Raw genomic sequence first — 11,277 nt, 5'->3', positions numbered from 1 at the left:
CCGCCCGCGGCTAAGAAGACACTGCGAAGAATGAGCAGATGTCGCACTTGTGCCAGTGGTGAAAGGGAGTGAATTTCGCAAAAATCAACATTGAAAGATAACAGAGCCTAAATAAAAGAAAAGAGTGAGCCCGCCTTGCGACTCACTCTTTTCTTATTTCTTTGTCATTGTAATGGTTGTTCCTTTTTCAGATGTATCTATGTCTAAAACGATTCCCATTTCCTTTGTCATTATCTCCACAATAGAAAGGCCTATTCCCACGCCCCTCTGTTCAGAACCGCTATACATGCCTGGACCTTTATCTCGTATATAGATCGTATTGTCTTCACAAGTAATCGAAATGTACTTTCCTGATTTTGCATGCCTCACTACATTTTGAAATAAATTGTCTAAAATACGTTCCAGCCAATTGGGATCCAGATTCCAATACACCGGTTCTTTGAACAACTGAATATCCACCGTAAACTGCTCCCTCTCAAAAATGGGGTACCACGCTTTTAACGCCAAGCGGATAGTACGATTCATCTCTACTTTTTCCGGACGGTACGTATACCTTCCCGATGTAAGCAACGTATACGAAAGAAGGTTTTCTATTAATGTATGTAAGTGATCAATTTTATTATCAATAATAGTTATAGACTCTTGTCCTAAAGTGGATAGCTCCTCGCTTTTTAATGAATAGGCATGGGCCCGAATGGTGGCTAAAGGAGTCCGTATGTCATGGGACAAGTTTGCTATAAGCTCTTTCCGCAGTTTCTCCTCTTCCTGTTCCCTATTCCGGCTATCCTTTAAGCGATCTACCATTCTATTAAAGGATTCTTCTAACGCACCAATTTCATCCTTCTCCCTAACAGTTACTTTGTCCGGAATATCGTGATAATCCAATTCCATAGAAGTTTGCAGGAGAACGAGGCGTTTTCTAATAGAACGGAAAAACAACCATGAAAGAAAAACAAACAGTAGCACGAGTAACACGATGACAAACATGTAGATATATTGATAATAGAAATCGAGCTGGTGGATGGGATAATTGATGTTCTGTCGATCAATTTGCAGAACGACAAATCCTCGATCCCTATTTTCACCAACAAAAGCAACCACAGTAAAAGGATCTCCCCCATAGCTTTGCTTCATAAAATCGATAGTATATGTCGGTTCCCAAACATCAGGAATGGCCAAATTAGTATCAGAAACAAATCTAGTTTGACCTGTTTCATCTACCCAAAAAACATTCGATGATTTGTAGTCCTCAACCGCCTTTTCTAAAACAGCAATAACCCTATCTTCAGAAAGATCTTGAAACTCTCTTGCCTCTTCGTGCCAGTACTCCTCTACTTCACTATTATCATAGACATTTATACGGTCACTATTTACAAATATTGCCGGGATATACACAAGAAATGATGCAACTACAAAGGAGACGGGAATGGTAAAAATCGAGAGAATAATTAATGCTAAATACCTTGTTTGTAATGTACGGCGAATCTTCACGGTCTTAACCTATATCCTATTCCACGGATTGTTTCAATGATTGTAGGCTTCGCGGGATCCTTTTCTATTTTTTCTCTTAAATACCTTATATGTACCATTAACGTTTTGTCCCCTTCGAAATACTCTTCTTCCCATACTGCTTCATAGATTTGTTCCTTCGTCATGATTTGACCTGCGTGTTTTAACAAATATTCGAATATGTGAAGCTGTTTGGAGGTTAAGACAATCTCTTCCTTCGTCTCCCTGTGAAAAAGCTGGTGTTGATTTGGATAGTAACACAAATGCTGTACTTTTGTTTCAGTAGGCAAGAGCCGGTCAAACCGCCGCAAAAGTACTAAGATTCTAGCGGCTAACTCATCTGGATGAAATGGTTTAGTCATATAATCATCGGCAAATTGAAGTCCTTCCAGTTTATCATCCACATGAGACCGTGCAGATAACATGATGATTGGAAGGGATGGAAAAGCTTTTTTCATCCGTTTTCCAATCGAAAACCCATCCAATCCAGGTAACATCACATCCAGAATGAGAATATCTGCATTTTCTCCGTGATCCAAGACTTCGCCCCCATCCTTTAACCAAGTCACATCATATCCCCGTTTGGTTAAGTCTCTATATACCCACGTTCCTAATTCTGTTTCGTCTTCCACATAAAGGATCTTCATGAGTTATTTGCCTTCTTTCTAGTAATATATAACAAATATAACATATTATAAAACTAGTAAAAGTGGTTCTGAGTACAGATACAAGCCAAGACGAATATATATTTTATCTGCTCTAATAAAAGAGATCTATTCACAAAACTCTACACTTATTTTGAAATTACTAGAGACGGACTACCGTGATTTTCTCACATCGGAATTTTTTACCCTGAAAAACAACTTCCGAAGTGCCCCGCATCGGTAGTCGATGGAACTAGACAATCCCCGAAGACGCCAAATCTTATAATTATCTTTTAAACAAAGTAATATCACTGCCCAATAAATAGACAAGGATATCCATAAATTGTTCTTCAATGAATTCACTTTTTTCAAACAATTAACTAATGAACTATTATATTATCCTTCCAATGGTGATTCCTTCCATTAACGTCCCATTGGCTTAACTCCCATATTCAACCAGACACGATCATCCGGATTCCATATACACCACCGGCGATCTTCCCTTCCGAACAAGCGAACTTCACTTCCACACTTTTTTTTCCTAGAGTTAACTCCTCTGGAATCAAGTATTGGATTTCCATAGTACTTGCAGGTGCTCCGCTGTTTTCCAATATTTGTGTTGCAATGATGTTCCCATCAATAAGAATATCAAATTTTCGTTCAAACGTTTTTTCGCCAATGACAATGTTGTGGTCACCTCCAAAATAACTAACTTCCATCACCATTTTTTTATCAGGCTTTACTGCTAGTTCATAACGGAAGAACCCATTGTCCTTAGCATCTCTCCACCCTTTCTGCACAATATTCGAATAGCCTGAAGCAGAATTCTCCGACTTAAGACCATGTTCTACTTCCGGTTGCTGCTCATTAGGTTGAACCTCATCCACTGTCACAGACCGAAACCGTTCCAACTCCTCCTGCTCTTCATCCACAAAATGCTTGAATTCTTCTTTTGTCATGAGATTCCAATATAACGTATACCGTTCATGATGAAGGTTGTAAAAAGGGACAAGGGTTATCTGATGGTTTCCAGGCTGTCCCACCCCTTCCGTCTGAAAAATAAGGTTCTTGTCATTCCTTTTTTTTATCCATTCATTCAGATTGTTTTTATCCGCTACAAGGGTTGGGACTTTGATAAGGGGATGATTATTAAGTTTTAGGTGATCTGCTAAAATATCTTTTTCCGGGAAGTTTTCCCGCCCTAGCGCCCCTGCTAAAACGATGGGACCATACATAATTCCGTGTTTTTTAAGATTATCTTTAGCTTGATAGGTGTGAAGACCCAAGGGGAGATGAACCTCCACTTCGTCCCCCGTATTCCATGTTCTCTCTATGATGACATACCCTTTTTTCGACTGGCATTGCTCTACTATCCCATTGACCATAACCGTCACTTCTCCGCTGCTCCAGTAAGGAACACGAATATGCAGTTTAAAAGGAGTGGCATTTCCTTTTTCGAATATAAGTTTTGACTTCTCCGAGGCTGGAAAGTCCGTCTCTTGCCTTACTTGCACCTTATTATCAAGTAGGGCTGCTTTCGATGGAATAAAGAGGTTAACAAACACCCCATCATAATCCCCATGATAAATGCTCCTCGTGTATCTTGCCGGGTTCTCCATCCCCGTTCCAGTACAGCACCAAAACGAGTTGTCAGGGGAACTATAAACTTTAAAATGACCTGGCTGTGTAGATACAAAATACGTTTTCATCCCAGATTCAGGATCCTGAGAAGCGAGGATGTGGTTGTACAGGGCCCGTTCGTAAAAATCCATGTACTTTCCTTCCTTGAACCATTCAAAAAGACACTCTGTCAGCTTTAACATGTTATAAGTATTACAAGTTTCCGCTGACTGAACCCCTAGTTTTTCCTGACCGGCAGGACCGAAATGTTCATTAATACTATTTCCACCTATAATATAAGACCTTGTATTCGTCACTAGTTCCCAAAAATTCACACACATCTCTTTATATTTTTGTTGGCCAGTTATGTTGTAGAGCTTAGCTGCCCCAACCAGTTTAGGAATTTGTGTATTGGCATGCTTTCCTTCCAGTTCATCCCTGCCTTCTGACAATGGCCCAAGAACCTCTTCGTGACAAAAACGGATCGCCAAATGTAAATAGTCTTTTTTTCCTGTTATCGAATAGAGATCTGCCATGGCTTCAGTCATTCCGCCATGCTCACAGAACAGCATTCGCTGAAATTGCTCCTCCGTTAATTGATCAGATCCCTGTTTCGCCCAGTCAGCTAAAATCATAACCACTTCCAGTGCCAGACTACTACCAGTAAGCCTATAGCTGTCTAGTAGTCCTGCGAAGACTTTATGTAAGCTATACCAAGGTACCCATTGTCCAGCCAGGCTGAATCGTTCCACTTCAAACTGTCCCGTAAAAGTTTTATCAAAGCAATCCCGCGGGAATCCCCCAACATATCCTTTTTCATCCATGTGTTGAAGGTATGCAAATTCGCCAATGGCATAATCTAGTTTTTGCTTCAATGTTTTATCTAGTGTAATCGCGTACATTTGTGCTGTAGCGGAAAGCCAATGCCCGATGGAATGACCACTTATTCCCGTAGATTCCCAACCTCCGTAGCGAGGTGCTTTCGGTTTCTGACCTGCAGCTTCATAACATGGGGCCATCAGTCTGTCCACTTCAAGATATAATAAATAATCCTTCCCCTTCTCCTGTGATTCTTTAAAAACGCCGTCCAAAAGCGTTACATAATCCATCAATCTTCTCCCCTTTAAACATACTAGTATAGATGTTAGTACAAAACGACGGAAGATACTCAAATTCAATACGTTAATATAATTGCTATTGTATTAACAATATTATAAACTACCCATTTCTTAGAGTGAACCTCTTTGAATTTTTAATGTCATAGATGTAATGAGAAGAAGACTGGATAAAGTAGGCATTCACGACCTTTCCCTTTCCTTAAATAAAATCACTCCCATCAAACCAATGATGGAAAAGACCACTGGAATGAGAAAACCGATGAAATACCCATCCACGGTATTCCCGGAAACAAGTTGCACATGATCAAGTACCTTTCCAAAAATACTTGGCAGCAAAACGGCACTTAAAAAACCACCTGTATTAGCAAATCCGGAGACGAGGCCAGCTTCCTTCACCGGAAAAGCTTGACGAACAGCGGCAAACGTCAATGCATTTGCTCCATAGGCAAGACCAATTACAAAGAAAAGCCCTGTCAACAAATAAAATGGAGGATTTCCATGAAACAGAACGAAAATAGACCAAGTTAGTAAAAGAATAAGGTGAACAACAATGTACGGCCGTTTTATGCCTCCTAATCGGCTTGATATCCACCCGGCGAGCGGAGCACCGATTAGTGCTCCAATTAGACCAAGCATGATAAGTTGACTGGCATCCGCACGGGACATTCCATACACATTCATTCCATAGGGTACTCCCCATGAACTGATGAATCCCACGTAAGTGCCCACAATTCCAAAGTGACAAAAGAATAAAGCCCAAGCTTGACGGTCCTTAAAAATTCTCCGGAGTATAAGCCGTGTTTTTTCCCGGTGGACTTCCTTTTTGATAAAAAAAGATTGTTTCGGTTTTTTTATGAGTACAATAAAAAGGAGAAGGCCACATAAACATAGGAGGAGTCCCGAAGAAAAAAATGCCGCTCTCCACCCAAGTAAATCAATCCATAGGGCAAATGGATAGGTCGCAACAAGGAACCCGAGACTTCCTGTCATTGCCGTAATTCCAATTAGTCGTGTAAATTCCTTCGTAGTAAACCACTGGCTTAAGATTAACACCATATTAACCCAAATGGTCGCATCCCCTGTCCCGATTAACACTCTGGCGAAAAATAAAGTGATTTCATGAGCACTTAGACTGTATATGATCGTACCTAGGCCAGTAAGGATCGCACCTATGATCAGAAAAAAGTTTGGCCCATATCGATCGGCCAATAAACCCATAGGGATTTGTAATGCTGTGTACACAAAAAATTGGATACTTGTCAGTAATCCAATCGTTGTAGCCGTTACACTAAAATCCAGCATGATCTGATCGGTGATCAAACCTGGAGCCGTGCGCTGACTAGACATAAATAAGTAAGTAAAAAGTACAGAAGCAAATACAACCCACCTGAACCGGCTACTCTGTCTATCCACTGATATCTACTCCTGTTTAGGCATTTTACTCTATCTATATGTATTTTTCTAACAGACGGAACCAGTTTTCATCAGGTCGGGTTTCATTCTTCTTTACCTTAAAATAAGACTATACTTAACAAACAATTAAATAAAAATATCCAGTTTGATATATATGTACAATTTGTGACAAAATCCAACAAATATTGTTATTGTCATCATTGAATGACAAAATAGAAGTTATATTAGATTCTTGTACCATACAATCAACAAATTAAATATGAGCAAATCTATCGAAAGGTAGAGACGCAAAGCCAAGGGCCTACCTCTATTCTAAGATATGGCAGCCGGTTGCAAATTTAATCGTTGCCCTCTTTTTTGTTAGAGGGCTTTTTGTGGTACATGAAAAAAGGGGGACATCTTATGAAATACTTGAAAATGCGTAACAAACTAATCTCCATGTTTATCTTAACAGGGCTCCTTCCATTATTGGTACTTAGCATTTATCTACATAACCAAATAGAGGATCAAATGGTTTCAGATGCTCTTTCGGAGAACGCGACCTTTTTCGACTTAAAAAGAGGTATAATAGCTGATTTTTATTCCGAAAGAATGGGGGATGGAATCGTTATAAGTAATATTCCAGATGTTTATGAAGGGTTGGAAATATACGAAAACTATGGGGTGCATTCAAGGGAGTGGCAAGAAGATTATCGAGATTTGGACCATGTTCTACATACTGCAGTGGAACAATATGAATTTTTAGATATTTAAATTACAGATAGAAGTGGAAGCGTTATTATTTCCTCCCAGTTCAAATCAGAATTCGAAGGAATCTCACTATATGATAGAAACTATGTTCAAGATGGTTTGACTGGTAAACAAAGTTGGTCAGAAATTTATTATTCTGACCTAATTGATAATAATATCATTGCACTTACAACACCTATCCAAAAGAGGGGTTCTACAGATGTACTTGGAACATTAAACATCTTAATTGATCAAAATGAAATGGATGAGATAGTTCATAGCGGAATTGCACGAATCGGGGAAAGTGGTGATGCTTACTTAGTGGATATAAACGGTTTATTGTTAACCAATACACGACTTGGAAGTTATCAGGAAGATGCCGCAATGGTGGAGACAATTAATACCTACGCTACGAGAGAATTGGCATCTGCCATTTCTAATGGGGATACAAGCTTTCAACTAAATGGTGTGTATAAAGATTACTTAGAAAATGAAGTTTTAGGAAGTTCTGGAATAGTACTGCTCGGTGATACATATGCTGGACTGGTTATTGAGATTGATGAAGCAGAGGCAATGGCAGGTTATTATGCCATGAGAAACGCCATGATTCTCATTTTAGCTATTGCCGTTTTAGGTGGGTTAGGACTGGCCTTATATTTAGCTTATTCCATCTCTAAACCAATCACTCATACGATTAAGCAGTCAGAAAACATAGCTAACTTGGATATTTCAACAAACATTTCCCCAATGCTTTTGAATCGAAAAGATGAAGTGGGAGATTTGGCAAACGCATTACAAAAAATCACAGATAGTTTAAGAGATATTATTAGTCTAATTGCGGCCTCTTCGGAAGAAGTCTCCGCTTCCTCTGAAGAACTTACGGCAACATCCCAACAGTCTGCAAGTTCTGCAGAGGAAGTTGCAAAGACGGTTGAAGAAATTGCAACAGGTGCTTCCAATCAAGCTCAAAATACTCAGGAAGGTTCTCAGTTAGCCATATCACTTGGAGAAACGGTGGCAAAGGACCAAGCCTATGTAAAAGAATTAAATGAGAACTCGGAAAAAGTTAAAAACGCTGTAGAAGAAGGGTTAAAAGAAATAGACCATTTAACTACCATTTCAAGTGATAGTAGCCAAGCTACAAAAGAAGTGCATGAAGGGATCATTCGTACAAATGAAAGTGCTAAAAAAATTGGAGAAGCGAGTAATGTCATTGCCACCATTGCAGAACAAACAAACTTGTTAGCCTTAAATGCAGCAATTGAAGCAGCACGGGCTGGGGAAGCTGGGAAAGGTTTTTCTGTAGTGGCAGATGAAATTAGAAAACTTGCCGAGCAGTCTACAACCTCAACGAAAACAATTGACCAAATAGTACAAGAGTTACAAAAAAATGCTACTGCAGCAGTAGAAATAATGGAAAAAGTATCGGCGATATTAATTGAGCAAAACAGAAGTATCGATGAAACAAAGTCAAAGTACGTATCTATTAATAAATCTATGGAAGCCTCAGAACAATCTGTGGATAAATTAAATATTTCCGGTGATGAAATGTCAAAAATGAAAGATAAAATTATTGATACCCTTCAAGAATTATCAGCGATTGTAGAAGAAAACTCTGCTTCTACAGAGGAAGTCACCGCTGCTATGGAAGAACAAGCTGCTTCCATTGAAGATATTTCAAGCACAAGTGAAGCACTCTCTGGATTAGCACAGAAATTACAAGAGGTCATATCTAAATTTAAAATATAAGTTCAAAAAATAAATTGGCAGATTGACCCATTAATAGTGAAGAACATATTAATTCTAATAGTTCAGATCAAATATGTTTGAATTAATAGAAAAAGGAGCTAATGATAGTTGTATGCAATCATTAGCTCCAAATATATACTTTGATATGACTTTCTCTGTGTTGAGAATCTAAATGAGACTTTAGTTATGGTGGACCTTTATGGATCAAATTAGAACCAAAGAGCTTAATCCACTTCCAAGGAAAAATAATAGTTTACGTGATTGATGGAAAGCTGATCTGGAATCTCATTTAACCAATGTACCTGTAGACTGTAATAATAGGTACCCCTCTCTTCTGGAACAATTAAGCTTAATTCTACTAGTTCTTTAATGTTACTACTGTCCTTGTGCTCCCACAATATATAACGGTACTTCTCTGGCTTATATTCATAAAGAAATGTTAATTCTGTGCCAGCACTGACCTCAATCGGTTTTATACCATACGCCTCAAACAACCAAGGATATTGGAAGGCCCCGCTCATAGTATAATAATAAAACGTTTCTTCTCCATCATAAAACCAAGAGACATCACCAATAAATAGTTTGTACTTCACACCACTAACCTCTATCCCTATTTCAGGAGGATAGACAACCTTATGTTCCCCACCTTTAAATTCAACATGGGTTTGAGATTCATAAAATTCCTTAAATTCCGTGTTCCCAATCTGTTGGTAGTTTTCAGTGGAACATCCCAAAAGAAAGATAGATAAAATAAATTGGACGAAACTTAGCAAATGATGCATCTCTTTACTCCTTTGGAAACCATGACTTTGAAAGAATTTCATTTCCTGAAAAATGGCAGCGTTCCTTTTTATTCGTACTCCCTTCCATTATATAAAAGTAATACAGTTGGAGGTATGACAGAATAACGAACAATATGACTAGGAATGCTCCCTCTCACTTTACATATTCCGTTTAAAAGCAACCATATTTTTCCATAAAAAAAAGGTGGGCTTCTTACAGCCCCAACAGATGTCGTGGATAAGGTACCTATTTTTGAAACCATACCCATTTCTCACCCGTAGAAGGAAGTAAATAAAAAAATAAAAAGAAGTGTTTAATTATGTATAAAATAGTAGGCTTAAAAATATTAATTATGTTCGGACTAGTCTTCTTAGCAAGTTGTTCCTCGTCTTCATCAGAAAAACAAACAGTTGATGAAATAAGTAAAGAGATTATCGAGCTCCTAGTAAACGGAGAAACGGAAGAAATTTACGAATGGTTCTTTACAGAGGAATTACAAGAATCCTTATCGAAAGTTGAATTCAGCCAAATGTGGAAAGAACGGACCGAATCTGCGGGAAATTATCTAGGCTATACTACAATAAATATCTCTTCAAGGGGAGAAACATTTGAAGTAATGGAAACGTCTTTAGAGTACCAAAATCTTGTTTTCCAACTACGCATGATTTTTAACAATGAAACAAAACTAGTTAGCCTGCATCTATCCGATGGCGTAGCAAACATCCAGCTTCCCGATAACGTAATCGAAGAAGAGGTAGTGGTTGGAGAAGGGACACATTACGAGCTGGGGGGAACACTTACCCTCCCCCAAAATAAGGATAACGATAACACCGTTCCCGCAGTTGTTTTGGTACATGGGTCTGGACCAAGTGATCGAAATTCGGCTGTTTTTGCTTATCAGCCATTTAGAGATTTAGCTTGGGGGTTAGCAAAACATGGTATTGCTGTTCTTCGTTATGATAAGCGAACTTACATATATGGCAGTGACATGACTCCAACAGAAGTAGCGGAGCTGACAGTCCATGAAGAAACGGTGGAAGATGCGATTTTGGCGGGAGAGTTATTAAAAAATGATCCGCGTATCGACTCCAATAACGTTTATGTGATCGGCCATAGTTTAGGTGGAATGCTTGCCCCAAGAATTGACACCGTTGGGGGAGAATTTGCAGGCTTGATTATCATGGCTGGGTCGCTTCGACCTCTTTGGGAAATCATCTATGATCAAAATATGGCTATATTAACGGAGAGTGAGATGGACGAAACGGAACGGGTGGAAATGATACAGACCGTTGAAAAAGAATATGAAAGAGCATTACAGTTAATGTTTTGGTCAGACGAGAAGGTGAAAGAAGAAAAACTGTTTGGATTACCTGCAGGATACTTTAAAGAGATGGAACACTTTGATACAAAAGAATTGGTTTCTAAGTTAGATAAACCTATTCTTGTTTTACAAGGGGAGAAGGACTTTCAAGTATATTACGAAAAAGATTTCTCCCTATGGAAGGAAGTATTGAAAGATCACGATCAGGCAATGACAATCAGCTACCCAGAACTAAATCATTTTTTTATCCAATACGAAGGGGAAGCTCAAGGAACGTTAGCAGAGTATGAGCATCCAGGAGTAGTTCATGATGCGGTGATTCAGAATATTGCGGAATGGGTGTTGGAACAAGTCAATAACTAAAGCAATTAAAACGATTCTAGGAGGACGA

8 protein-coding genes and 1 riboswitch are annotated in these 11,277 nt (G+C 38.8%); of the genes, 3 read left to right on the top strand and 5 right to left on the bottom strand.

What is annotated here, in order from left to right; translation table 11 throughout:
• Positions 1-153: 153 nt before the first annotated feature.
• The 4 genes from KS419_RS25495 to KS419_RS09365 all read right to left on the bottom strand — a co-directional run bounded on the left by KS419_RS25495 (position 154) and on the right by KS419_RS09365 (position 6,304).
• Positions 154-1,491 carry a sensor histidine kinase gene (locus KS419_RS25495; protein WP_217066078.1) on the bottom strand — a complete coding sequence of 446 codons (1,338 nt, stop codon included), beginning with the start codon at positions 1,489-1,491 and terminating at the stop codon, positions 154-156.
• Entirely contained in the window at positions 1,488-2,156 is a 669-nt protein-coding gene (locus KS419_RS09375; RefSeq protein ID WP_217066076.1) for a response regulator transcription factor, read from the bottom strand. The genes KS419_RS25495 and KS419_RS09375 overlap by 4 nt, the downstream gene beginning before the upstream one ends.
• A 449-nt stretch (positions 2,157-2,605) precedes the next feature.
• Positions 2,606-4,882, bottom strand: coding sequence for a glycoside hydrolase family 127 protein (locus KS419_RS09370; RefSeq protein ID WP_217066075.1), 2,277 nt, complete (start codon positions 4,880-4,882; stop codon positions 2,606-2,608).
• Between the two features lie 189 nt (positions 4,883-5,071).
• The gene (locus KS419_RS09365; protein WP_217066074.1) at positions 5,072-6,304 is read right to left on the bottom strand and encodes an MFS transporter; all 1,233 of its coding nucleotides are present in this window, start codon (positions 6,302-6,304) and stop codon (positions 5,072-5,074) included.
• Between the two features lie 252 nt (positions 6,305-6,556).
• A riboswitch (cyclic di-GMP riboswitch) is annotated at positions 6,557-6,642 on the top strand.
• Positions 6,643-6,706: 64 nt separating this feature from the next.
• Between KS419_RS09365 and KS419_RS09360 the strand changes: the two genes are divergently transcribed.
• Together KS419_RS09360 and KS419_RS09355 are read left to right on the top strand one after the other, a co-directional pair.
• Positions 6,707-7,057 (top strand): hypothetical protein, encoded by a 351-nt coding sequence (locus KS419_RS09360; RefSeq protein ID WP_217066073.1) that lies wholly within the window; start codon positions 6,707-6,709, stop codon positions 7,055-7,057.
• 96 nt (positions 7,058-7,153) lie between these two features.
• The gene (locus tag KS419_RS09355) at positions 7,154-8,782 is read left to right on the top strand and encodes a methyl-accepting chemotaxis protein (RefSeq protein ID WP_217066072.1); all 1,629 of its coding nucleotides are present in this window, start codon (positions 7,154-7,156) and stop codon (positions 8,780-8,782) included.
• Positions 8,783-9,006: 224 nt separating this feature from the next.
• On the opposite strand, the gene KS419_RS09350 is transcribed toward KS419_RS09355, so the two are convergent.
• Entirely contained in the window at positions 9,007-9,564 is a 558-nt protein-coding gene (locus tag KS419_RS09350) for a hypothetical protein (RefSeq protein WP_217066071.1), read from the bottom strand.
• A gap of 320 nt (positions 9,565-9,884) precedes the next feature.
• Here KS419_RS09350 and KS419_RS09345 point away from each other — a divergent pair, with 320 nt between their 5' ends.
• Positions 9,885-11,249: an alpha/beta hydrolase gene (locus KS419_RS09345; RefSeq protein ID WP_217066069.1), complete on the top strand. Its 1,365-nt coding sequence runs from the start codon at positions 9,885-9,887 to the stop codon at positions 11,247-11,249.
• Positions 11,250-11,277 lie beyond the last annotated feature (28 nt).

The sequence above is a fragment of the Evansella tamaricis genome, from assembly GCF_019042215.1.
GTDB classification, from domain to species: Bacteria; Bacillota; Bacilli; order Bacillales; family Salisediminibacteriaceae; genus Evansella; species Evansella tamaricis.
Note: the sequence above shows the minus strand (reverse complement) of the source record. Positions and strands in the feature narration are given on the sequence as shown.